Source organism: Ochrobactrum sp. PL_is483 (genome assembly GCF_055816855.1).
Genome location: NZ_JBVPGS010000034.1, coordinates 38,063 through 61,855, shown reverse-complemented (window position 1 = coordinate 61,855; position 23,793 = coordinate 38,063). Strand labels below are relative to the sequence as shown.

Genomic DNA, 23,793 nt, shown 5'->3' with positions numbered 1-23,793 from the left:
AGCAGATGCAGTTTTTCAAATCTCCTGAACCTGGCCCCGTTCTTCGCAGGCTGAAATATGGCGTTGCCGCTTCCTTGTTTGCTCTGGGCGCTGGCAACGCATGGGCGGAAACCACGCTCACGGCCGTGATGCATTCGGATTTGCGCATTCTCGATCCGATAATCACGACTGCGCATATCACGCGCGATCATGCCTATATGATCTATGACGTGTTGATCGCCGTAGACGAGAACTTCAAGCCGCAGCCGCAGATGGCCGACTGGACCGTTTCAGACGACAAGAAGGTCTATACTTTCACGCTGCGCGACGGTCTGAAATTCCACGATGGAGCGCCTGTCACGGCGGCTGATGCCGTGGCTTCACTGGAGCGCTGGTCCAAGCGCGATGCTGGCGGCCAGCTTATCATGGACATCACGGATTCACTCAAGGCGACCGATGACAAAACCCTTGTCTGGACCCTGAAGGAGCCGTTTGCGCCCTTCCTCGATACACTGGCCAAGCAGGCGGCTCTGCCTCCTTTCATCATGCCCGCGCGTATCGCGGCGACGCCGGCGGACACGGCCATCACCGAACACATAGGTTCCGGCCCGTTCAAATTCGTGCCGGGTGAGTTCCAGCCCGGCGTCGGCGTGAGCTACGTCAAGAATGAGGATTATGTTCCGCGCAAGGAACCGGCAAACTGGATGGCTGGCGGCAAGGTCGTCAATGTCGACAAGGTGCGCTGGGTCACGATGACCGATGCGCAGACAGCGGTAAACGCCCTGACCAGCGGCGAGATCGACTATATCGAGCAGGTTCCCGTTGATCTTGTTCCATTGCTCGAAGGTGACGACAGTGTTGTGCTGGAGCAGCGAGATCCTCTGGGATACCAGACGATGGGCCGTCTCAACTTCAAGCAACCGCCTTTCGACAATCCCGATATCCGCCGCGCAGCTTTTCTCGCCATGTCGCAGGAGCCGGTGCTTGCCGCTCTGATGGCTGATCCGAACTATTACAAGGTTTGTGGGGCGATCTTTGGTTGCGGAACGCCCAATGCCACCAATGTCGGTTCCGAGAGCATCACAGGGCAGGGCAATATCGAAGAAGCGAAGGCGCTGTTGCAGAAGGCGGGCTATGACGGCAAGCCGGTTGTGCTGATGCAGCCGACGGATGTTACCAGCCTGTCGCCGCAGCCTGTTGTTGCCGCACAACAGTTACGAGCCGCCGGGTTTAATGTCGATATGCAGCCGATGGATTGGCAAACGCTGGTTGGCCGCCGTGCGTCCAAGGACGAACCGTCCAAGGGTGGATGGAATATCTTCTTCACGAATTGGCAGATACCGGAAATCTGGACGCCGCTGAACTCGGTCATGTTGAATGGCCGTGGCGATCAAGGCTGGTTCGGCTGGCCGCAGGATGACAAGATCGAAGCGTTGAAGAAAGAGTATATTTCAGCTCAGACGCCTGAAGATCAGAAAGCTGTGATCGAGAAGATCCAGGCGCACACGCTTGAGAATGTACTCTACATCCCCCTCGGCGAATACAACCCGCCTCAGGGGCGTCGTGCCAATGTCATCGATATGCTGGGTTCGCCAGTGCCGGTCTTCTGGAACGTGAAGAAGACCGAAGAGTAATTTTGCCCGCGGTTATCGTGCTCATCTGTTCCGGGCGCGATAACTCCCAGTCCACCGCGGAGCCGGTTTTTCCTGCCGGTTCCGCATCACGCGGGGCGTGCATATGGCTGTCTATCTCCTAAAACGCATTTTTGCACTGGTGCCGGTGTTGTTGCTGGTATCGATTTTCGTATTCCTCCTCCTGAGACTGACGCCGGGCGATCCGGCTGCAATTCTCGCGGGGGATGCTGCGACGACGGAGCAATTAGAGCGTATTCGTGAGGCCATGGGCCTTAATGAACCGATCCTGACGCAATATTTCACATGGATGGGAAGGATCTTTCAGGGCGATCTTGGTGTTTCACTGATTTCGGGCGTGCCTGTTCTTGATATGGTTTCGCAGCGCATCGGACCGACGATTTCGATCGCTGTCCTGACCATCATCATCGCTGTCCTTGTTGCTATCCCTATGGGTGTACTTGCCGCATGGCGCCACCGCTCGTGGATCGACTATCTGGTAATGAGCTTTTCCGTCCTTGGCTTTTCCGTCCCGGTTTTTCTTGTCGGCTATGTGCTGTTGCTGGTCTTTTCGGTCAATCTGGGCTGGCTGCCGGTACAGGGGTTCAAGCCGATCTCGGCGGGTTTGGGCGCCTTCATGGAACGGGCAATCCTGCCTGCGCTGACACTGGCTTCCATCTATATCGCACTGATCGCCCGCATGACCCGGGCAGCGATGCTGGACGTTCTGGGCGAGGATTATATCCGCACCGCGCGCGCCAAGGGTGTGAGTGATCGCCGTCTTCTGTTCGTGCACGCTTTGAAAAATGCGGCCGTGCCTGTCGTTACCATTGTGGGGACGGGGTTTGCGCTGCTGATCTCCGGCGTCGTGGTTACCGAAAGCATCTTCAACATACCCGGTATCGGCCGCCTGACGGTCGATGCGGTGCTTGCCCGTGATTATCCGGTAATTCAGGCCATGATCCTGCTGACGAGTGCACTCTATGTGTTCGTTAATCTGCTGATCGATCTTTCATACACATTGTTCGACCCGAGGATTCGTTATTGATGCGCACAGATTCGACATCGGCTGGCATGCACTGGATGCTTCGCCTGTTTTCGCTGCCGCGCGTCGCCCGCGTTGGCATCGGACCGCTGATTGCTGCCTTGCTTCTCGCCGCAATCATTCTTCTCACCCTTGTCTCTCCGTGGATCGCACCCCACGATCCACTGGCCATGAACCCGATGATGCGCCTCAAGCCACCCTCGGACGAATATCTGCTTGGCACGGACAATTACGGTCGGGACCTTTTCTCACGTATGATCCTCGGGGGACGCATTTCCCTCCTCATCGGGCTTTTCGCGGCGGTTTCCTCGATAATGGTTGGTGTATTCATCGGTCTTATCGCCGGCTTCTTCCGTACTGCCGATGCAATCATCATGCGCATGATGGATGCTCTGATGGCGATGCCCTCAATCCTGATCGCCATTGCGCTGGTCGCGCTCAATGGGCCCTCCATTGGCTCGGTGATCGTGGCGATCACCATTCCGGAAATTCCCCGGGTGGTGCGTCTGGTCCGTTCAGTCATTCTCAGTGCCAGAGAGGAGCCTTATGTCGAGGCCGCCTTGGCGCTCGGTTCCAGCACACCGAAAATCCTGTTTCGTCATCTTCTGCCGAACACAATGGCACCGCTGATCGTGCAGGGCACGTATATCGTTGCATCGGCGATCCTTACCGAAGCAATTCTTTCCTTTCTCGGAGCTGGCATCAGCACCGAGATACCGACCTGGGGGAACATCATGGCGGAAGGGCGCCAGTTCTTTCGCATCAAGCCGTCGATCGTGCTCTGGCCGGGACTTTTGCTGACGCTATGCGTCCTTTCTATCAACCTTCTGGGCGATGCGGCTCGCGATACACTCGATCCGCGCCTGAAAAAGCGGGAGGGCTGACATGGAACTGCGAAATCGTGACTTTTCGGCAGAGCCTGTCGTGTTGGAAGTGGATAATCTTGCCGTGGCACTTCCCGCCGGCACGCCTGTACTTCGCGGCGTGAGCTTCGATATTCGAAAAGGCGAAACCGTCTGTCTCGTAGGTGAATCGGGTTCGGGAAAATCCGTCACATCCCTCACAGCCATGGGGCTTTTGCCGCAAAACGCATTGCGCGTGACGGGTGGTGCAATCCGCCTTGACGGGCGGGACCTGCTGCAACTTTCGCCAGCCGATATGAAGAAGATGCGCGCCACGCGCATCTCAATGATCTTTCAGGAGCCGATGACCGCACTCAATCCTGTGATGCGGGTCGGAGAGCAGATCACGGAAGTTCTGGATATCCATACCGGGCTGACGGCTGCCGCCAAGCGTGCCAAAGTCATCAATATCATGGAGCAGGTCCATCTGCCGGACGTGGAACGCATCTATCAAAGCTATCCGCATCAGTTGTCGGGCGGGCAGCGCCAGCGCATCATGATTGCCATGGCGCTTATCCTGGAGCCCGTGGTTCTGATTGCAGATGAGCCGACCACAGCGCTCGACGTGACGACACAGAAGCAGATTCTGTCCCTGATCGCGGAGCTACAGGAAAAGCACGGAACAGCGGTTCTGTTCATCACGCATGATATGGGCGTCGTTGCCGAGATCGCGGACCGGGTCTGCGTCATGCGCAGCGGCGAAATCGTGGAGCGTGGCACCATTCGTCAGGTTCTGTCTGAACCTCAACAGCAATACACGAAGGATCTGCTTGGCTCCGTACCAAGTCTCATTCCTCGCCCTGCGCGCGGGCAGGAAGAGCGCGAAGCCGTCATCCGGGTGCGTGATCTCGGTATGACTTATCGAAGCGGGGGCCTTTTCAGCAGAAAGCCCGGCGTCAAGGCATCGCGCGCGGTCAGCTTCGACCTCCAGCCGGGCCGAACACTCGGCATTGTTGGCGAATCCGGTTCAGGCAAAACCACTGTGGCGCGTTCGATCATGCGCCTGATTGAGCCGACGGAAGGACAAATCGTCGTGGGTGGACGTGACATTGCACATCTTGGAAAACGCGACATGAAGCCGTTTCGCAAAAAACTTCAGGTCGTCTTTCAGGACCCGTTCCGCTCGCTCAATCCCCGCTGGACCATCGAACAGAGCCTGACCGAAGGGCCGCTGAACTATGGCGTTCCCTATGAGGATGCGGTCACCGAAGCGAGGCGTTTGCTCAAGATCGTTTCATTGCCGGAAGATGCGCTGAAACGATATCCGCATCAGTTTTCGGGCGGACAGCGCCAGCGCATCGCGATTGCGCGTGCCGTCGCTCTTCGCCCGGACATTCTCGTTGCCGACGAAGCCGTGTCTGCGCTCGATGTCTCCGTGCAGGCGCAGGTTCTCGATCTTCTGGCAGAATTGCAGAAGGATACCGGCATCGCGATCATTTTCATCACGCATGACCTGCGTGTTGCGGCACAGATTTGCGATGAAGTGCTGGTAATGAAGCACGGCCAGGTTGTGGAGCAGGGTAACGCCGCGGACGTGCTCGGCAATCCTTCCCACGACTATACGCGTTCGTTGATCGAAGCCGCCCCGGGCCGCTTCTGGGATTTTGCCGCGGGACGTCCTGCAGCCTGATCGAAGGGCTGCCGGTGGCGGCCCTGGTCCTCTTCAAAGTTTCTAACAGGAATGAAATCATGCCCATCATACCGTTTATTGAGGAGAAAGCCGGCGAGATGCGCGCGGTTTTCGAAGATCTCCATCGTCATCCCGAAATTGGCTTCGAGGAGAAACACGCTTCCGGCGTTGTGGCCGGTCTGCTGGAAAGATGGGGTTTCGATGAAGTTCATACCGGCATCGCCAGCACCGGCGTCGTCGGCATACTGAAGGGGCGCAATGGTGGCAATCGCCGCATCGGCCTGCGCGCCGATATGGACGCACTGCCCATCGATGAGATTTCCGGCGTCCCTTACACCTCGCAGAATCCGGGGCGCATGCATGCGTGCGGTCATGACGGACACACGACAATGCTGCTTGGCGCCGCACAGTATCTGGCGGCAACGCGCAATTTCGAAGGCAGCGCGGTTTTCGTCTTCCAGCCAGCCGAAGAAGGCCTTGGTGGAGCGCGCAGGATGATTTCGGAAGGGCTTTTCGAGCGATTTCCCTGTGATGAAATCTATGGAATGCATAATCAGCCTCTTGGTACACTGGGCAAAGCCGCGATCCGCAAGGGCGCAGCCATGGCGGGCGCCAGCTTTTTCGACATCAAGCTGACCGGCAAGGGCAGCCATGCGGCCCAGCCGCATAATGCGCGTGACGTGCTGGTGATCGGTGCCGATCTCGTCGGCCAACTGCAGACCATCGTGTCCCGCAATATTCCAGCTACGGAAGCCTGTGTCGTCTCCTGCACGCAATTCCATACCGGCAGCGCCTATAACATCGTGCCGGAAGTCGCCACGATCACCGGCACGATCCGTTATTTCGAAAAGCGGGTCTGCGATCTTGCCGAAACCCGCCTGCGCGAGATCTGTGCCGGTATCGCTGCAGGTTACGGCATTACTGTCGATGTCGATATCCGCAACGTGTTTGATGTTCTGCGCAACGATCATGAATTAACCGACGCTTATATCGCCGCAGCACGCGATGTGCTGGGCGAGGAAAACGTGACCGAGGATTGTCCTGCTTTCATGGGCAGCGAAGATTTCGCCGACATGCTCGCCCGCGTTCCCGGTGCTTACATCAATGTGCTGCATGGCGGCAAAGCCGCCCTCCACAATCCCGCCTTTACGCTCGATCCCGCGACGTTGCCAATCGGATCGTCGATCTATGCCCGGATCGTGGAAACCCGTTTGCCAGTGAATAAGGAACTTTCCGCATGAGTGCGCATGAATTGCCGTTTGATCTCGATGATATGATTGCCCGCTTGCGTCCATGGATCGAAACAGAAAGTCCGACCTTCGACGCGACCGCTGTGAACCGCATGGTTGACACTGCGGCCTATGATTTTGCTGCTGCCGGTGCGAGCGTGGAAATCATACCCGGACGCATGGGCTTTGGCGGGTCGTTGCGCGCCCGTTTTCCGCATGCGGATCAAGGCAAGCCGGGTATTCTGGTTTCCGGCCACCTCGATACGGTCCATCCGCTCGGCGTCATCAATGTGAACCCTTATCGCCGCGAGGACGGCAAGATTTACGGGCCGGGCATCCAGGATATGAAGGGCGGCAATTTCGTGGCCTTCGAGGCAATGCGCCAGATCGCCCGTTCGGGGCTGGCGACAAAGCTGCCGGTGACGTTCCTGCTGACGCCCGATGAAGAAGTCGGAACGCCCTCCACACGTGATTTGATCGAACAGGAAGCACTAAAAAACAAATATGTGCTTGTTCCTGAGCCGGCGCGTCGCGACGGCGGGGCCGTCGTGGGGCGTTACGCGATTGCGCGCTATAATCTCGAAACCGTTGGACGTCCGAGCCATGCTGGCTGGATGCTTCAGGAAGGCCGTTCCGCCATCCGCCGCATGGCGGAAAAGATCATCGATATTGAAGCGCTCACCACAGATGACTGCACCTTTTCGGTCGGTGTCATTCAGGCCGGACAATGGGTCAATTGCGTTTCGTCGAGCTGCAAGGCCGAAGCACTCAGCATGGCCAAGACCCAGCGGGATCTGGAGGACGGTGTTTCTCGCATCATGGCGCTTGCGGGCGAGAAAGATGATGTGGAGTTCATCGTCACACGCGGCGTGACGCGCCCCGTCTGGGAACACGGACAACCCCAGGATATGGCGCTCTTCAACTTCGCCAATGACATTGCGAAGGAGATCGGGTTCACGATGACGGCCCAGAGTTCGGGCGGTGGTTCGGACGGCAATTTCACAGGCGCGCTTGGCGTGCCGACGCTCGATTCCATCGGCGTTCGGGGCGAAGGTCTTCATACCCTGGGTGAACATATCTTCGAGGACAGCCTGATAGAACGGGCGCGTCTCCACGCAGGGCTGTTTCTGCGGCTCAACTGAACAAAACGGATGCGGCCATGCGCGACGAGAAGCGACTTGCAGCCCATGAGGTTCCAGGCCTTAAGGAAGATGTTGCGATCAGGGTGGACCGGTGGGGAGTAGCCCATATCCAGGCGAACAATCTTCATGATCTTTTCTTCGCGCAAGGCTGGAATGCCGCACGTGATCGCCTCTGGCAGATCGATATCGCGCGCAAGCGCGGTCTTGGTCTGCTGGCGCGGGATTTCGGTCCCGGCTATCTCGAACAGGACAGGGCAGCGCGGCTGTTTCTCTATCGTGGCGATATGGCACCCGAATGGAAAGCCTACGGTCCTCACTCGGAAGAAATCTGCTCCGCATTCGCCAACGGGATCAATACCTATATTGATGCCTGCGATGCGGGTTCGATACCACTTCCGCCGGAATTTACGCTGCTTGGCCATCGCCCCGACCGATGGAAGGCGGAAGATGTGGTGCGTGTGCGAACCCACTCGCTGACACGCAATGCATCTTCCGAATTGTTACGGTCAAAGGTGATGGCCGCTGTTGGAAGCGAGCTTGGCGCAAGGCTTGATAGGTTGCGCAAGCAGTTGTCGCATGGCGTTGTCTCAAAGCCGGTCAACGGGTTTGATCCGGCGATCATGACGGATCGAGTTTTGCGTGATTTCAACCTTGCCGTCAGTCCGGCGACCTTTTCCCGTGACAGGCTTGCGGCCACGCTTGAGAACGCAGCTCTCTGGACGACCGTTGCGCCCTCTGGAGAGATCATCAGGGCTTCCTTCGAAGAAGGCTCAAACAATTGGGCAATCTCAGCCGAGAAAACCACTACAGGGCGCCCGATACTGGCGCTTGATCCGCATCGAACGCATGTCTTGCCGTCTATCCGTTACGTAGTGCATCTGTCTGCGCCGGGCCTTGATGTGATCGGTGCCGGTGAACCGATGGTGCCGGGGATATCGATGGGCCATAACGGGACTGCCGCTTTCGGGCTCACCATTTTCGGGGCGGATCAGGAAGATATCTATGTCTATCGGACCCGTGAAGATGATCCTGAACAATATGCCTATCGGGATGGTTGGGAAAAAGTCACGACCATTGCGGAAGCCGTTCCAGTAAAAGGTTGTCCAGACCAGACGGTGACGCTGGAGTTCACCCGCCATGGTCCTGTCATCTATCGGGATGCTGAGAACAATAGGGCTTTTGGACTGCGAACCGTCTGGATGGATGCTGGTATGGCACCTTACATGGCCAGCCTCTCCGTCATGAAGGCAAGGAGCTATGCGGAATATGCCGAAGCGTTGAATGGATGGGGCTGTCCGTCCGTCAATCACATTTACGCGGATACGACCAATAAGATTGCATGGAAACCTTCCGGTGCGTCGCCCATACGTCAGAATTGGGATGGCTTGTTACCCGTTCCCGGTGATGGGCGCTACGAATGGAACGGTTATCTGCTCCCGCAAGCAGGTCCGTCCGAGATCAATCCCGCGCGTGGTTTCATCGCGACCGCCAATGCGATGAACGTACCGGATGAGTGGGCTGCTGCAAGCCCGACCATTGGCTATGAATGGCTCGACAGCAGCAGGCATGACACGCTGCATCGGGAACTGTCGCGCGATACGCTGATTTCCCTTGAGGATTGCGTGGAATTGCAATGTTCGACCTTTTCGCCGATTGCTGCGCGCGCTCTGAAATGCCTGAAAGCGATGGAAGTGACGGACGAAACCGCTGCATGGCAACTGCTTCGAAACTGGGACGGTAATCTGGCAGCAAATTCAGCTCCTGCCGCTTTATTTGAAGTTTGGCTCAGCAAGCATCTCGGCCCACTTGTCGCCCGAAGGGAGGGCGCGGAGCCCCATATCATTCCGATGCTCATGCCGTTCGATGCTCCCAGCATCGTGGAATGGCTGGAAGAAGCGGTGCCGGTTGACGTCCACAGGGATATTGCACAAAGTCTTGATGACGCCTGGGCAGAATGCGTGTCATTGATGGGAGAGAGACCGGAGGAATGGTCTTGGGGCCGTGTTCATCAACTCAAGCTGTCTCATCCCTTGCAATTTCTGACGGAGGAGGCTTGGTCCCTCGAGGCTTTGGAGTTGGGCGGTAGCAGCTCCACTCTCAATTATGCCAATTACCGCTTCAATGATTTTTCTGTTCTGGCTGGTCCGTCGGTTCGGATAGTGATCGATGTGGGAGAATGGGACAACAGCCTGTTTGTCAACAATCCGGGACAGTCTGGCCTGCCCGGCTCGCCCCATTATAAGGACCTTCTTCCTCGCTGGCTTGAGGGCGACCATTGTCCCCTGGTCTATTCGCCAAAAGCCGTGCAGGCTGCGACCGTGCACACGATTATGCTGGAAGCATAGCCAACAAGGCCGCTCGTCCGGCCTTCCGTCGTATCGGGGCTGGCCATCCTCCATAAGACACTTGTGGATGGCTATGCAGGCTTCCTATTCTGGGATCAAATCGATGATTAACGTCTGTATGGCGGAAAAAGCCACGACGAAGCCGAAGTTTTGACCGAAATTCCGAAAACGATAAGGCCCTACGCCGATTCTGTTCTGAGGAGATTAACCGTGTTCCAACGCATCCATGTAGCCGGGGCTGCCGCATTGCTCCTTGGTACTGCACTTTCCGGTATCGCCGTAGCAGGTGATAGCGGTGGGATCGACGCGATCCGGTTGTCCTCTGGCGGACTGGCGGAAATTTCCAGAAAAGCCACCCTAACGGCTGACGGAACGATACAGATCGAAGTGCCTTTCGACCAGGTGGACGATATTCTGAAAAGCCTCGTCTTGAATGGCAACGCTGGAACGATCGATCGGATATCGCTCGCCGGACCCAGGCCTCTCGAGGAGACTTTCAAGGGCCTGCCGTTCACGCCTGAAACTCTGGTGTCAGCGCCTGCACTGCTCGCGTCCATGCAAGGCACGGTGGTATCGGTCACGAGTGGCGGAAAAACAGTGATGGGCAAGGTTCTTGGCGTGGAAACGCGCGGCAGCGAGAAAACGGCAGAACGTGCATTGCTGACGGTGCTTGGCAAGGACGACAGGATTGACACACTCAAATTGGGCGACGATGCCGCGCTGACAGTCGAAGATCCGGAGATGCGCCAGAAACTGGCCGACGCGGTTGCGGCGACGGGACGCGCAAAAAATGACGGTGCACGTGTCGTTAATGTACATATTGCCGGAGCTGGTGGACAAGAAGTTCGGCTTAGCTATGTGATCGCCGCGCCGATCTGGAAGACAGCCTATCGGGTGGTCGTCGGCAAGGACGCCAAAGCTCGTCTTCAGGCGTGGGCCATACTTGAAAATGCCAGCGGAGTAGATTGGAAAGGTGTGAAGATCGCGCTGTCCTCCGCCGATCCCGTTACGCTGAAACAGCGCTTGCATCAGCTCTACTGGAAAGAACGGTCTGAAGTCGTCGTCAACACGGCGTCGGATAATGTGGCGGCTCCCGATACAGGCAACTTGTCAAATCGAGTTCGGGCGCGCGCCGCTTCCGATAAAAAAGCCATGATGGCGCCAACCATGGAGACTGTAGCGGACCAGGCGGCAGTAGCCCCGGCTCCTGCTGGCGACGGGGGCGCGACGGGCGAGGCGGAGACTGGCGCAACTGCCACCGAAAGCGATACTTCAGCCACGTTCGACTTGCCCGGCAGCTACGATCTGGCAAATGGCGATACCCTCTCGGTCCCTATCGCGGATGCATCGGTGGAAGCACGGATGGTTTCTGTCTATACTGCGGGAAGCAAGCTGCGCCATCCGATTGCAGCGATCAAGATCAGCAATTCGACCGGCGCAAGCATGCCGGGCGGTATCCTGACCGTTTATGATGCCAGTGCAGGCTATATTGGTGATGCCGAACTCGCGGGCTTGCCCAAGGGCGATACACGCATGGCAAGTTTTGCCACTGACCGGAAAGTGACCGTAACCGAGGATCGCAAGCCAACGCAGAAGATCGTGGATATCAAAATCGTGGATGGGACGATCCGCACGACAGAAAAACTGCTGGAAACCACGACCTATACGATTTCGGGTGCTCTGGATGGTGAACGGACAATCGTGATCGAACATCCAGTTCGTGATGGCTGGTCGTTTGTGTCGCAAGCAGAGAACGGTCGAACCGCTACGCATCACCGGTTGCAGGCAAATGTTGAAGCGGGGGGCGAAGCTTCCGTCACCGCGGTAGACGAATTGCTCCTAAGCAACAGCTACACACTGGCTGACGCGGAACCGGACGTTCTGCTTGGCTGGTCGTCTTCCGCCGCCGACAAGGGAGTAGCGGAAAAGCTTGCACAGCTGGCCGAGGTACGCAGGAAGCAGGTCGATGCGCACAGGGAATTAGAAAAAACCAGTGAAGATATTCAGCGGCTTGCTGAAGAGCAGGAGCGCATCCGAGAAAACATCGGTGCCGTCCCCGAGAATAGCGACTTGAAAACCAAGTATCTGAAAATTCTTGAAGAGAGCGAAACGAGTATCGTTCGGGCCACCGAAAAACGTGAAGCCGCCAAGAAAGTCACGGATCATATTGATGATCAGGTGCGTGAGACGATCCGCCAATTTTGATTGGGCTCGAAGCTCGGGTTTTGCATTTCAGCCACAAGCTGATTGACTGCTTCAATCGGAGAAAAGGCGAGGTCCCGCGGCAATGGAACCTCGATGAGACTTCTGTAAAGGTCAAAGGCGCGTGGTTTTATCTGTATCGCGCCATCGACAACTATGGCGATACGGTCGAGTTCTACTTCACCGCAAACCGCGATCTCCAGGCCGCGAAGCGCTTTGTGCGCAAGGCTCTGGCGCGCCATGGCAAGCTGGAGCGGATCACCATTGACGGCAGCCAGACCAACCGCATGGCCATCATGCAGTGCGATGCGGAGAACCGTTGCGGCAGGCCGAGGACCCATCGCTATCCGATCCAGCAAATACATGAACAATGCCATCGAGCAAGATCACTGCCGTGTCAAGCGCCGGATCCGGTCGATGCGTGGCTTCAAGTCCGAAGCCGCCGCCCGGATCACGCTTGCCGGTATTGAACTGGTTCACATGATGCGCAAGCAGCAGGGCATCTTTGCAACAGCGAAAGCGCCATCGCTCAAACGGCAATTCGCCAAACTCGTAGCATAACTGCGTCCAGCGGTAGGCCACGCTTTGCCCAACCGAAATTTTTGCAACAGATCCCGTCGAACTGCTGCGCGAGTTCGACCATTGTCTTTTCCCCCTTGATAGCGGCGAGCGCGACTTTCGCCTTAAAGGCGGGGCTATGATTGCGGCGGGAGCGTTTCGTCATCTTGGCTCCTGTTCCCGGCATACTGCCGTGTTCAAAAGCCGAAAGCCACTTATCACAACGGTTCAATTTTCCCGAGCCACCTCTGTCCGCCCATCGCTGAGAGGCTCTTTGGCTGACATGTTTCGATGGTCAATCGATTGAAGTTCAAACACCGCGAGGGATGATCAGTTCCGTAGGTATCATTTCCGGCAGATCGGTTGTTTGGGCGGGTTCATCGAGAAGTTCAAAGGCACGTTCGATCATTGCCTGAACATTCTGCCGGGCCATAACGACCGGGAAGTGGAGAACCTCGATGAAGGGGTCCCAGTCGAAGCATCCGATGGAACATTCTCGAACCTCGTCAACCGGAAGCGTTTTTAGAAAGCTCACGATGCCTTCAAAGGGACTCGTCGAGTTGACGAACAATGCCTCGGGCAGTCCGTTCAATTCGTTGTAGATATCCCGGATCGTTTTTGCAGCGATATCGGGGCCGTAGCCATTTGTCATGATCGTGCCAGCGTGAACCGGAAGTTTCTGCGCAGCCAGCTCATCCTGATAGCCCCGTACGCGTGCACGCGTGTTGTGGTCACTGTCGACGCCACCAATAAAATAGAAACTGTTTTCCTTGCGACGTAACCTGCGTTCGGCAATGTGACGGGTAAGCTGACGAGCGCCATCGTAATTGTCGCTGATTACGGAGGCGCCGTGTTTGCCCGGCAGGTCTACATTGATATGCTTCAGGTGGGCCTTTTCGCAGAGTTTGGCGACACTGTCGGGGTCTGTGGCGCCTGCGATCAGCAGGGCATCGATATTATGGGCAATCAATGTTTCCACAGTACTGCGTTCCTGCTGCGGGTCGCGCAATGTGCTGGCCACAACGGGAATAAGATTCCTTGAACGTGCCACCGTTTCGAACGAGGCCGCCATCGAACTGAAATAGCGATTGTCCAGCATAGGCAAGATCATGCCGATCAGGCCGGAATTCGATATGCGCAGCCCTCGCGCCTGAAGGTTGATTGTATAGCCGAGCTCGCCGGCTATTACTCTGACCTTATCCGCCGTTGCTTTGGTAATTCTTCGGTTTTCCCACGACCCATTCATGACGGAAGCAACTGTAGAGGCGGATACGCCCGCTCTCTCCGATATATCATAGATGGTTACTTTGCGGGAAACACTCATCAAACATGCTTATCCGTTGGAATGGAAGCATGATCTTAGCGGGTCGAGACCGCTGGCTGCAAGTGGGGCGGGTGGCAATTGGTCCTGTTTCTTCATCATTTCCCTCTTGACCGGATAGGGGATGTTAAGCGATGGTGATGCTGCACTATCGATGGTGCAACATGATTTTGCTCTGATAGGCCGCAATGCGAAGGCTACGAAGGAGCGGGATCATGGAGTGGGAGGCCACTACCTGAGAAATACGGAGCCGGGCGGGATTGGAATCCGCTTGCCAGGTTGTGCGAACCGGAGCTGAAGAACAGTGGGAGTGAGACATGAAGAATATGTTTGGTAAGGCAGCTTTCGCTGCGGTGATGCTGTCGTCTTTCGCAAGCAATGCGCAGGCGGAAGTGAAGGATGCGGTGGTCGGCTTTTTGATGCCGGATCAGGCATCGACACGTTACGAGGAGCGCGATTATCCGGGCTTTGCCGCAGAGATGAAGAAAATCTGCGAAAGCTGCAAGGTGCTTTATCTCAACGCCGATGGCGATGCGAGCAAGCAGCAGCAGCAGTTCAACTCGGTCATTTCGCAGGGCGCGAAGGTGATTGTGCTCGATGCGGTTGACACGGCAGCGGCAGCTTCGCTGGTCAAGCTCGCCCAGTCGCAGGATATCAAGGTCATCGCCTATGACCGCCCGATCCCGGATGCGACGTCGGATTTCTACGTGTCGTTCGACAATGAAGCCATTGGCAAGTCGATTGCGGAATCGCTGGTCAAGAACCTGAAGGACAAGGGCGTGCCGGGCGACAAGGGCGGCGTTCTGCAAATCAACGGTTCGCCGACCGATGCCGCAGCCGGTCTCATCAAGAACGGCATTCATGCCGGACTTAAGGATAGCGGCTACAAGACGCTTGCCGAATATGACACGCCGGAATGGGCGCCGAGCAAGGCGCAGCAATGGGCCAGCGGCCAGATTACTCGCTTCAATGACCAGATCGTCGGGGTGGTGGCTGCCAATGACGGCACCGCAGGCGGCGCGATTGCAGCCATGAAGGCCGCCGGTATCGATCCGCTTCCGCCGGTTACCGGCAATGATGCGACGATTGCAGCACTTCAGCTCATCATTTCGGGCGATCAGTACAACACGATCAACAAGCCGTCTGAAATTGTCGCTGCGGAAGCTGCACGCGTTGCGGGTCAGCTTTTGAACGGCGAAACCCCGAAGGCCGAAGCCACGCTCTACAACACGCCGTCGAAGCTCTTCGTACCGGTGGTCGTGACGGCTGAAAACCTCAAGGCAGAGATCATCGACAAGAACATCGTTTCCGCTGATACGCTGTGCGTCGACCGCTATGCCGAAGGCTGCAAGAAGCTCGGCATCACCAAGTAAGCAACGATACGCCCGGCCAGTATTCTGGTCGGGCGAGTTCATGCGATAATGGCATATCGTACGATATGCCGGGGAAAGCGAACCATGTCCCAGGAAAAAAAACCAACCGCATCGTCGCGGCAACCAGTGTTGCGCCTCAGCGGCATATCCAAGAATTTCGGCGCTGTTTCAGCGCTGACCGATATCGATCTGGAAGTATTTCCGGGCGAGGTTGTCGCGCTTGTCGGCGATAATGGCGCGGGAAAGTCTACCCTCATCAAGACGCTGGCAGGCGTGCATCAGCCGACGTCCGGCACAATCGAATTCAATGGCGAGAAGGTTGTGCTTTCTTCGCCCGGCGTGGCGCTTGATCTCGGCATCGCGACGGTCTTTCAGGATCTGGCGCTGTGCGAGAATCTCGATGTCGTCGCCAATATTTTTCTTGGCCGCGAAATGGGCCCTTGTCGCCTCGACGAAGTGTCGATGGAAATCAAGGCGTGGAAGCTTCTGAACGAATTGTCGGCGCGCATTCCAAGCGTGCGCGAGCCGGTGGCTTCGCTTTCCGGTGGCCAGCGCCAGACGGTTGCGATCTCGCGTTCGCTGCTGCTCGATCCGAAGCTCATCATGCTCGATGAGCCGACGGCAGCGCTGGGCGTTGCGCAGACGGCTGAGGTTCTCGATCTTATCGAGCGCGTCCGCGACCGCGGGCTCGGCGTCCTGATGATCAGCCATAATATGGAAGACGTGCGCGCCGTGGCAGACCGCATCGTCGTGCTGCGCCTTGGCCGGAACAATGGTGTTTTCTACCCGGATTCTTCGAACGAGGAACTGGTCGCCGCCATTACCGGAGCGAGCAGCAATTCCGTTTCCCGCCGCGCTGAACGGCGGCAGGCGCAGCATGAAGCCGGTCAGTCCCATGATCAGGGAGAAGCATAATGAACCAGGCAACCGGAAATACCCCTCTCGACCGCCAGGATACACGCGTGCGCCACGACGAAGGCGTTTCAGGCGCGCTGCGCAATTTCTTCGACCGTGTTCGTTCGGGCGATCTTGGATCGCTGCCGGTTATCGTCGGCCTCGTCATCATCTGGACCGTCTTCCAGACGTTGAACCCGGTCTTTCTGTCGAGCAACAACCTCGTCAACCTGCTGTTCGACTGCTCGACCATCGGCGTGATTTCACTCGGCATCGTCTGCATCCTGATGCTTGGCGAAATCGACCTCTCGGTCGGTTCGGTCAGCGGTCTGGCGTCGGCCATCGTCGGCGTGCTCTGGGTCAATCATGGCTGGCCTGTCGGGATCGCAATGCTGGCGGCACTTTGCACCGGCGCACTGATCGGCCTGCTTTACGCCTTTCTCTATAACCGTTTCAGCATGCCAAGCTTCGTTTCCACGCTGGCTGGCCTGCTGGCAGCGCTCGGCCTTCAGCTTTATCTGCTCGGCAATACCGGCTCGATCAACCTGCCTTACGGCTCCTGGCTCGTGAGCTTCGGCCAGCTTCTGGTCATGCCGCGTCCGCTTTCCTATGCGCTGGTGCTGATTGCCGGGCTTGCCATCTTCTTCACCGGATTTCGCTCCGCCCAGCGCCGCCGTGAGGCCGGACTGTCGGCGCCGTCGTCAGCCGGGATCGCGCTCAAGGCCATTGTCATCACCGTTATTGTCGGTGGTGCGGTGTTTTATCTCAACCAGTCGCGCGGCGTGCCGTGGATGTTCGGCCTGTTCGTGGCGCTGGTGATCGCGATGAATTACGCGCTCACCCGCACCAAATGGGGCCGCGCCATGCAGGCCGTCGGCGGCAACCGCGAAGCTGCGCGCCGCGCCGGCATCAATGTGAAGTTCATCTATATGTCGGCTTTTATGACCTGTTCGGTTCTCGCCGCAGCCGGTGGCATTCTCGCAGCGTCGCGCCTTGCCTCCTCCAGCCAGCAGGCCGGTACCGGTGACGTCAATCTCAACGCCATCGCGGCAGCCGTCATAGGCGGCACCAGCCTCTTTGGCGGACGCGGCAGCGCATGGTCGGCCTTGCTCGGCATTATCGTCATCCAGTCGATTGCCAGTGGTTTGACGCTGCTCGATCTGTCCTCTTCGCTTCGCTACATGATTACAGGCGCAGTGCTTGCCATCGCCGTGATCGTCGATTCTCTTGCCCGCCGCTCGCGCCAGTCGCACGGCCGCGCCTAAACCGCTAAGGACTGAAAAAATGGCTCAGGATCTCAATGGAAAAGTGGGCGCCGTCACCGGTGCCGCCTCCGGCATCGGCTTTGAATGTGCAAAGCATATGATCGAAGCGGGCATGACGGTGTTTCTCGTCGACCGTGACGAGAAGGCGCTGGCCGAAAAATGCGCCGAACTCGGCGACAAGGCGAAGCCGCTGGTCATCGATCTGCTCAATCCGGCGTCGGTCGCCACCATGATGCCGCAGATTCTCGAACAGGCTGGCCAACTCGATGTGTTTCACGCCAATGCCGGTGCCTATATCGGCGGCCCCTTGTGGGAAGGCGACCCGGATGCATGGGACCGCATGTTGAACCTCAACATCAATGCAGCCTTTCGCACCATCCATGCCGTGCTGCCGCACATGATGGAACGCAAGACCGGCGATATCATCATGACAAGCTCCGTTGCCGGTGTCGTGCCGGTGATTTGGGAGCCGATCTATACGGCGTCGAAGCATGCCGTTCAGGCCTTCGTGCATACGGTGCGCCGTCAGGTCGCCCCGCATGGTATCCGCGTCGGCGGCGTCCTGCCGGGCCCGGTCGTCACCGCGCTCATCAGCGATTGGCCCAAGGCCAAGCTGGACGAGGCGCTGGCCAATGGCAGCCTTATGGAAGCGAAAGAAGTTGCGGAATCTGTGATGTTCATGTTGACGCGCCCGCGCAACATCACCATTCGCGATCTGGTCATTCTTCCGCAGAGCCTTGATCTGTAGATGGGAGCGACCATGACCAGCTATTATCTGGGCGTCGATGTCGGTACCGGCAGCGCCCGCGCCGGTCTTTTCGATGGCAGCGGCACCATGCTTGCTTCGGCCAAGCGCGACATTACCATCTGGCGCGAGGCGGGCAGCATTGTCGAACAGTCGAGCGCCAATATATGGCAGGCGGTGTGCGAAAGCGTGCGCGAGACCGTCAAGATCGCCGGCGTCGATCCGGCGCGAATATCCGGTATCGGCTATGACGCCACATGCTCGCTGGCGGTGCTGGGCGAGGGCGGCAAGCCGCTCGCCGTCGGCCCGTCCAACGATCCCGTGCGTGATATCATCGTGTGGATGGATCATCGCGCAGTCGCTCAGGCCGAGCGCATCAATGCGACCAAGGCCAAGGTTCTCGACTATGTTGGCGGCACTATCTCGCCCGAAATGGAAACGCCGAAGCTGTTGTGGCTGAAGGAAAACAAGCCGGAAACCTTCGCCGCTGCCTGGCAGTTTTTCGATCTGACCGATTTCCTCACGTGGAAATCCTGCGGCAGTCTGGCGCGCTCCGCCTGCACAGTCACCTGCAAATGGACTTATCTCAGCCATGAAAAGCGCTGGGACGAAGCCTATTTCCGGCAAGTCGGCCTCGGCGAACTGGCGGACGAAAATTTCGCCCGCATCGGTACCAACGTTCGTGCTGGCGGCGAAAAGCTGGGTGGCCTGAGCGAAGAGGCAGCGGCCGAGCTTGGTCTCGTGCCAGGCACGGCGATTGCCGCCGGTCTGATCGACGCCCATGCGGGCGGTATCGGAACGGTGGGCGCGCGCGGTTCGGAAGGCCGGATATTGTCGCGCATGGCCTATGTCTTCGGCACGTCGGCCTGCACCATGACCACAACCGAACAGCCGGTTTTCGTGGATGGCGTCTGGGGGCCGTATTATTCGGCCATGGTGCCGGGCCTGTGGCTCAATGAAGGCGGGCAGTCGGCGGCGGGTGCTGCTATCGATCACCTGATCCACATGCATCCTTTCGCTGCGGAAGCCGAAAAGCAGGCGGCTACGCAGGGCAAGAGCTTGGCCGACAGCCTCGCTGCCGAAGTGGAAGCAAGGGGTGGTGTTGAAAACACGGCTGCGATTATCGGTGACCTTCATGTCGTGCCGGAATTTCTCGGCAACCGGGCGCCGTTCGCTGATCCCGATGCGCGCGCGATCATTGCCGGGCTCGATCTCGATGCTGGGCTCGACAGCCTGACCGGGCTTTATCTCGCCGGTCTGTGCGGGCTTGGCTATGGCGCGCGGCAGATTGTGGAGGCGCAGACAGCCAAGGGCATCGAAACCGATACTATCGTGGTTTCCGGCGGCGCGGCGCGTTCCAATCTCGTGCGGCAGGTGCTTGCCGATACGACGGGCCTCGTCATCGCCGCGTCTACGTCGCCGGAGCCGGTTCTGCTCGGTTCGGCCATGCTGGGCGCGGTTGCGTCTGGCGCGTATCCCGATCTTGCCGCCGCCATGCACGCCATGTCGGAACTTGGTGCGGTGAACAGGCCGGATGCCGAACGCGCCAGATGGCACGACAGGCGTTTCGAGGCGTTCACGCTGTTGCAGGCAACCGCTCGCAAAATCCGCACGCTTTAACAGAAATCCGCATCGTCTCCGGGCGGTGCGGTATTTGTGTCATATCCTCACGAGGCCGGAGCGCTTCAACAAGCCCATCAGGACGAGCGGCAGAAGCGTGGTGATGAGGATGGCGATGAATGCCATGGCCATGCCGAGGCCGACAGATCCCTGTTCAAACTGCCGCCAGATGAAGATCGAAATGGTCTGCATTCCAACCGGCGCGACCAGAATGGACGCGACCAGTTCGCGCGTGGCAACGGCAAAGACCAGCAGCATCGCCGTTATGAGGCTCGGGGCGATCAGCGGCAGCATGATGCGGCGGAAAGCGGTGAAGCTGTTTGCGCCGCAAACACGTGCTGCAGCCTCCAGATTGTCGCCGATCTGGTGGAAGGCAGCCGATGCGTAGCGGATCGGCTGCGGCAGAAGAATGCAGCAATAAGCAAGCAGCAGGATCAGCGGTGTGTTGTAGGGCGACACGGGCAGGGCGGGCTGGTTCCAGGCCAGAATGAGGCCGACCGCGACAACGACGCCGGGCAAGGCATTGGGCAGCACGGTCAGTATGTCGAGCCAGAAGCGCCCGCGAAAACGCATCTTCACGACGGCATAGGCAGCAACCGCGCCGAGCAGTCCGGTCAGCAGGGCGCTTGCAACGCCAAGTGACAGGCTGTTGGCGAGCGCACGCATACCGCCCGCGCTGTTTTCGGCAATGGCGGCAAAATTATCGAAGCCGAGGTTCGACGCTACCAGCCCGCCGGACACCGTTTTCGAAAGAGCGGTCGCCAGAATGGCCAAAAGGGGAACGCCCGTTGCAGCAAAGGCGACGAGGGCGAAGAGAGCCACCACAGGAACGGTGAGCGCTCCGAGCGGGCGCTTGTCCTTAGCCTGCGGCTTGCCGCCGGTCGTCACATAGGAGCGGCGCGTCAATATCCAGCGCTGGACCAGAAAAGCCGCCAGCGACAGGCTGACAAGCGCCAGCGAAAAGACGGCAGCACCTGCCAGGTCAATGGGCCAGTCGGAAATGCGCAGATCGATCTCCGTCACCAGAACTTCAAAGCCGGAACGGCGTCCAAGGGCTGCTGGCGTGCCATATTCCTCAATGGCTGCGGCGAAAACCAGAAGAAGGCTTGCCGCAAGTCCCGGTGTTGCCAGCGGCAGGGTGATGCGGAAGAAGGATCGCCATGGGGACGCTCCGAATACGCGACCGACATCGGAATAGCGCGCACCAACCGCTTCGATCGTGCGCGACACCGCAAAATAGACGAGCGGAAACGTGTTCAGCGCCATGACGAAGCTCATGCCCGCGACCGAGAACAGGAAGGGTGCCAGATTGAAACCGGCAAGCTGCTCCAGATAGCCGCGCGGCTGCAGGGTCATGATCCAGCCAAGGGTGGCGATATAGGGCGGGATCATGAAAGGCACGAGCATCAGCACATCCCACAGCACCGCAAAGGGCACCTTGTAGAGCGCGCGGAAAACGGCGAGCGGAACAGCGATGAAGGCGGAAAGCACGACCACCGAAAGCCCCAGCAGCACAGTGTTGCCGCTCATGCGCAAAAGCTTGGGGTCTTCAAACAGGGCCGGGAGGTGCAGGAAAGGCTCGGCCAGCGAGCCTCTCCCCAGTTGCGGAAAGACAGCCTGAAGAACGATGAAGACAAAGGGCACCGCGACGATGAATGCTAGCCCGGCAACCGCAACGAACCCGAGCGGATTGCGAGCCGCCGTACTGCCTGTCGTCATGTCTTTCTGCCCCTCAAATATCAGTTGCTGGCTGTGAAGGCGGCGCCGAATTCCTTCAGCGTCTCGTCGCGCTTGCCGTAGACTTCCTTCGCGTCGATCGGCAGGATTTTCAGATCGCCGATCAGCGGGCGATTGGCCGGAACGTCGGTGCGCGAAGGCATCAGATAGGTGTCGGCAACCATTTTCTGGCCTTCATCGGACAGCATGTAGTCGATGAACTGCTTGGCCTCATCCTGGTTCTTCGACCATTTGAGGATCATGGCCGGGCGCGGCGCGATCACGGTGCCCGACGTGGGGAAAATGACGTCGATGGATTCACCCTTCGCCTTGCCGGCAAGCGAGATGTAGTCGACGGCACCGAACACGGCGGCCTTCGCGCCCTGAAGGACGGGGTTCAAGGCTTCCGCATTGGCACCGGCGACAGTCGCGCCGTTTTCATGCAGGTTCTTGAACAGATCCCAGCCCTGCTGGGCTTGAAGGGCGGCGATGAGCTCGAAGGTTGCACCCGACTGTGCCGGGTCCGGCAGATTGACCAGATCCTTGTATTCGGGCTTGGCGAGATCGGCCCACTCGGCAGGCTTTGGCGTCTTGCTGGCCGGGTTCCAGGCGATGCCGAGGGCCGAAACGCCCTGCGCGACAGCGGTTTCATTCTTGAGGAAGTCCGGCACTTTCTCGGCATTCGGGCTGGTATAGGGCACCAGCCAGTCGCGCTTGGCGAAGTCGGTTGCCGTGTCCCAGGATGCCGAAATCAGAACATCGACAACCGGATTGGCGGCTTCCGCTTCGATGCGCGCCATCACCTTGCCGGTTGTGGCCTGGAAGACGTTGACCTTCGCGCCGGTCTTGGCGGTGAAACCTGCGGCAAGCTTTTCGATCAGGCTGCCGGGACCAGCCGAATAGACGGTGATGTCTGCATAGGCTGCCGTACTGGCCAGCAAAGCGGTGACAAGCGCAAGCCCCGCGCCGAGAATGGATTTTTTCATCTGTGTCTCCTGAGATGTTGCCTGATGGAATGGTCTTATTTCGAGAACCAGCGGAGCTGATTGGCATCGACCGAAATACCGACCGGAACGCCGGGTGAAAGGCGGATGCTGTCGAGATAGGTCAGTTCGTGACCGTCCTGCTCAGAACCGATGCGCACTGTGGTCAGATGACCGTCACCGCGAAACTGCGAGCGCAGCACGGTCGCGGGAATTGCTGCTTCGTGATGGGGAACGCTGCGCACGGAGCGTGACGGCAACAGCACATGCGTTGCCTGTCCGGCGGCGGACCCGTGGGCGATGTGGATTTCGGTGCGCGCGATCTTGTAGGCATTGTCGCGCTGGTCGACTGGCACGACACAACCGAGCCGCAGGAAATCGGCAACCTCCGGCGTGGCGGGTTCGGCGACAAGCGCCTCAGGTGCCGCCAGTTGCTCGATCACACCGGCGCGCATGACAGCCACCTGATCGGCGAGCGAAAATGCCTCGCTCTGGTCGTGGGTGACATAGATCGCGGTCAGGCCCAGATTGGCCACAAGCTGCCCGATCTCGGTGACCATGTTTTCGCGCAGTTCCCGGTCGAGATTGGAAAGCGGCTCGTCGAACAGGACCAGTCCCGGTTCGGCAACGATGGCGCGGGCAATGGCGACACGCTGCTGCTGGCCGCCCGACATATCGCTGATCGCACGCTCGCCGAACCCGGCGAGGCCAACGCGGGCGAGCGCTGAGGCAACGCGCTTTTCCCGCTCGGTGCGACCAAGTCCGCGCATTTCGAGCGGAAAGGATACATTGCCGAAAACGGTCATATGCGGCCAGAGCGCATAATCCTGAAACACCATGCCGAGGTGCCGCTTTTCAGGCGGGACGAAGGTGCCCGTCGCGGCATCTGCAACGGTGATGCCGTTGATTGTGATCGATCCCTTCGTTGGAGCGAGAAGACCGGCGACGAGACGAAGCAGGGTGGTCTTGCCGCAACCGGACGGCCCCAGCAGGGCGAGCGTCTGTCCTCGCGGCAGTGAAAGATCGATATTTTTCAATATCGTGGCCGGACCGTAGGCAAGATTCAGCCCCTCTGCCCGAACGGCAATATCCGCTTTTATATTAGAGGAGTGTAACATTTTCCCGCAATCCAAATGACTTGGGAGCTTTTATTCGGATTGCGTGACAGTTGGATGACGTTGCGGGGCGTCCTGCCTGCTGTGGGAACCAATCG

General features: G+C 58.4%; 17 protein-coding genes and 2 pseudogenes. 14 read left to right on the top strand and 5 right to left on the bottom strand.

Annotation, left to right across the window (positions count from 1 at the left end):
* Positions 1 to 5: 5 nt before the first annotated feature.
* The 9 genes and pseudogenes from AC0TNJ_RS10570 to AC0TNJ_RS10530 form a co-directional block, all read left to right on the top strand.
* Positions 6 to 1,613, top strand: coding sequence for an ABC transporter substrate-binding protein (locus tag AC0TNJ_RS10570; protein WP_473767713.1), 1,608 nt, complete (start codon positions 6 to 8; stop codon positions 1,611 to 1,613).
* 103 nt (positions 1,614 to 1,716) lie between these two features.
* Positions 1,717 to 2,658 carry an ABC transporter permease gene (locus tag AC0TNJ_RS10565; protein ID WP_122000830.1) on the top strand — a complete coding sequence of 314 codons (942 nt, stop codon included), beginning with the start codon at positions 1,717 to 1,719 and terminating at the stop codon, positions 2,656 to 2,658.
* Between the two features lie 35 nt (positions 2,659 to 2,693).
* A complete protein-coding gene (locus AC0TNJ_RS10560) occupies positions 2,694 to 3,539 on the top strand; it encodes an ABC transporter permease (RefSeq protein WP_473767876.1) in 846 nt (281 codons plus the stop codon).
* Between the two features lies 1 nt (position 3,540).
* On the top strand, positions 3,541 to 5,187 hold the full coding sequence (locus AC0TNJ_RS10555) for an ABC transporter ATP-binding protein (protein WP_473771066.1): 1,647 nt from the start codon (positions 3,541 to 3,543) through the stop codon (positions 5,185 to 5,187).
* 59 nt (positions 5,188 to 5,246) lie between these two features.
* Entirely contained in the window at positions 5,247 to 6,428 is a 1,182-nt protein-coding gene (locus AC0TNJ_RS10550) for a M20 aminoacylase family protein (RefSeq protein ID WP_473771065.1), read from the top strand.
* Positions 6,425 to 7,558: a M20/M25/M40 family metallo-hydrolase gene (locus tag AC0TNJ_RS10545; protein WP_473771064.1), complete on the top strand. Its 1,134-nt coding sequence runs from the start codon at positions 6,425 to 6,427 to the stop codon at positions 7,556 to 7,558. The genes AC0TNJ_RS10550 and AC0TNJ_RS10545 overlap by 4 nt, the downstream gene beginning before the upstream one ends.
* Positions 7,559 to 7,575: 17 nt before the next feature.
* Positions 7,576 to 9,903, top strand: a complete 2,328-nt coding sequence (locus AC0TNJ_RS10540; protein ID WP_473771063.1) for a penicillin acylase family protein — start codon at positions 7,576 to 7,578, stop codon at positions 9,901 to 9,903.
* Positions 9,904 to 10,113: 210 nt separating this feature from the next.
* Complete coding sequence (locus tag AC0TNJ_RS10535; protein ID WP_473771062.1) at positions 10,114 to 12,108, top strand: DUF4139 domain-containing protein; 1,995 nt, start codon at positions 10,114 to 10,116, stop codon at positions 12,106 to 12,108.
* Between the two features lie 17 nt (positions 12,109 to 12,125).
* Positions 12,126 to 12,666: pseudogene (locus AC0TNJ_RS10530) on the top strand (IS6 family transposase); the annotation flags it as partial.
* A 55-nt stretch (positions 12,667 to 12,721) separates the two neighbouring features.
* Here the strand turns inward: AC0TNJ_RS10530 and AC0TNJ_RS10525 are convergent.
* Together AC0TNJ_RS10525 and AC0TNJ_RS10520 are read right to left on the bottom strand one after the other, a co-directional pair.
* A pseudogene (locus AC0TNJ_RS10525) lies at positions 12,722 to 12,829 on the bottom strand (transposase); the annotation flags it as partial.
* Positions 12,830 to 12,973: 144 nt separating this feature from the next.
* Complete coding sequence (locus AC0TNJ_RS10520) at positions 12,974 to 13,987, bottom strand: substrate-binding domain-containing protein (RefSeq protein ID WP_473771061.1); 1,014 nt, start codon at positions 13,985 to 13,987, stop codon at positions 12,974 to 12,976.
* A gap of 323 nt (positions 13,988 to 14,310) precedes the next feature.
* On the opposite strand from AC0TNJ_RS10520, the gene AC0TNJ_RS10515 reads away from it, so the two are divergent.
* The 5 genes from AC0TNJ_RS10515 (at position 14,311) to AC0TNJ_RS10495 (ending at position 19,881) form a co-directional block, all read left to right on the top strand.
* Positions 14,311 to 15,357 (top strand): ABC transporter substrate-binding protein, encoded by a 1,047-nt coding sequence (locus tag AC0TNJ_RS10515; protein ID WP_473767874.1) that lies wholly within the window; start codon positions 14,311 to 14,313, stop codon positions 15,355 to 15,357.
* An 84-nt stretch (positions 15,358 to 15,441) separates the two neighbouring features.
* Positions 15,442 to 16,272, top strand: coding sequence for an ATP-binding cassette domain-containing protein (locus AC0TNJ_RS10510; protein ID WP_473771060.1), 831 nt, complete (start codon positions 15,442 to 15,444; stop codon positions 16,270 to 16,272).
* Complete coding sequence (locus AC0TNJ_RS10505; RefSeq protein ID WP_063882537.1) at positions 16,272 to 17,516, top strand: sugar ABC transporter permease; 1,245 nt, start codon at positions 16,272 to 16,274, stop codon at positions 17,514 to 17,516. The genes AC0TNJ_RS10510 and AC0TNJ_RS10505 overlap by 1 nt, the downstream gene beginning before the upstream one ends.
* A 19-nt stretch (positions 17,517 to 17,535) precedes the next feature.
* Entirely contained in the window at positions 17,536 to 18,264 is a 729-nt protein-coding gene (locus AC0TNJ_RS10500; protein WP_122000762.1) for an SDR family oxidoreductase, read from the top strand.
* Between the two features lie 12 nt (positions 18,265 to 18,276).
* A complete protein-coding gene (locus AC0TNJ_RS10495; protein WP_473771059.1) occupies positions 18,277 to 19,881 on the top strand; it encodes an FGGY-family carbohydrate kinase in 1,605 nt (534 codons plus the stop codon).
* A gap of 39 nt (positions 19,882 to 19,920) precedes the next feature.
* Here the strand turns inward: AC0TNJ_RS10495 and AC0TNJ_RS10490 are convergent, their stop codons facing one another.
* Genes AC0TNJ_RS10490 through AC0TNJ_RS10480 form a run of 3 tightly spaced genes read right to left on the bottom strand, consistent with a single transcriptional unit; the run spans position 19,921 to position 23,698 of the window.
* The gene (locus tag AC0TNJ_RS10490) at positions 19,921 to 21,600 is read right to left on the bottom strand and encodes an ABC transporter permease (protein ID WP_473771058.1); all 1,680 of its coding nucleotides are present in this window, start codon (positions 21,598 to 21,600) and stop codon (positions 19,921 to 19,923) included.
* Positions 21,601 to 21,620: 20 nt separating this feature from the next.
* A complete protein-coding gene (locus tag AC0TNJ_RS10485; RefSeq protein WP_473771057.1) occupies positions 21,621 to 22,583 on the bottom strand; it encodes an ABC transporter substrate-binding protein in 963 nt (320 codons plus the stop codon).
* Between the two features lie 35 nt (positions 22,584 to 22,618).
* Positions 22,619 to 23,698 (bottom strand): ABC transporter ATP-binding protein, encoded by a 1,080-nt coding sequence (locus AC0TNJ_RS10480; RefSeq protein ID WP_473771056.1) that lies wholly within the window; start codon positions 23,696 to 23,698, stop codon positions 22,619 to 22,621.
* Positions 23,699 to 23,793: the final 95 nt, after the last annotated feature.

Coding starts and splice junctions, on each gene's coding strand:
- AC0TNJ_RS10570 (WP_473767713.1), top strand. CDS start 6: ATGCAGTTTTTCAAATCTCCTGAACCTGGCCCCGTTCTTCGCAGGCTG.
- AC0TNJ_RS10565 (WP_122000830.1), top strand. CDS start 1,717: ATGGCTGTCTATCTCCTAAAACGCATTTTTGCACTGGTGCCGGTGTTG.
- AC0TNJ_RS10560 (WP_473767876.1), top strand. CDS start 2,694: ATGCTTCGCCTGTTTTCGCTGCCGCGCGTCGCCCGCGTTGGCATCGGA.
- AC0TNJ_RS10555 (WP_473771066.1), top strand. CDS start 3,541: ATGGAACTGCGAAATCGTGACTTTTCGGCAGAGCCTGTCGTGTTGGAA.
- AC0TNJ_RS10550 (WP_473771065.1), top strand. CDS start 5,247: ATGCCCATCATACCGTTTATTGAGGAGAAAGCCGGCGAGATGCGCGCG.
- AC0TNJ_RS10545 (WP_473771064.1), top strand. CDS start 6,425: ATGAGTGCGCATGAATTGCCGTTTGATCTCGATGATATGATTGCCCGC.
- AC0TNJ_RS10540 (WP_473771063.1), top strand. CDS start 7,576: ATGCGCGACGAGAAGCGACTTGCAGCCCATGAGGTTCCAGGCCTTAAG.
- AC0TNJ_RS10520 (WP_473771061.1), bottom strand. CDS start 13,987: ATGAGTGTTTCCCGCAAAGTAACCATCTATGATATATCGGAGAGAGCG.
- AC0TNJ_RS10515 (WP_473767874.1), top strand. CDS start 14,311: ATGTTTGGTAAGGCAGCTTTCGCTGCGGTGATGCTGTCGTCTTTCGCA.
- AC0TNJ_RS10510 (WP_473771060.1), top strand. CDS start 15,442: ATGTCCCAGGAAAAAAAACCAACCGCATCGTCGCGGCAACCAGTGTTG.
- AC0TNJ_RS10505 (WP_063882537.1), top strand. CDS start 16,272: ATGAACCAGGCAACCGGAAATACCCCTCTCGACCGCCAGGATACACGC.
- AC0TNJ_RS10500 (WP_122000762.1), top strand. CDS start 17,536: ATGGCTCAGGATCTCAATGGAAAAGTGGGCGCCGTCACCGGTGCCGCC.
- AC0TNJ_RS10495 (WP_473771059.1), top strand. CDS start 18,277: ATGACCAGCTATTATCTGGGCGTCGATGTCGGTACCGGCAGCGCCCGC.
- AC0TNJ_RS10490 (WP_473771058.1), bottom strand. CDS start 21,600: ATGACGACAGGCAGTACGGCGGCTCGCAATCCGCTCGGGTTCGTTGCG.
- AC0TNJ_RS10485 (WP_473771057.1), bottom strand. CDS start 22,583: ATGAAAAAATCCATTCTCGGCGCGGGGCTTGCGCTTGTCACCGCTTTG.
- AC0TNJ_RS10480 (WP_473771056.1), bottom strand. CDS start 23,698: ATGTTACACTCCTCTAATATAAAAGCGGATATTGCCGTTCGGGCAGAG.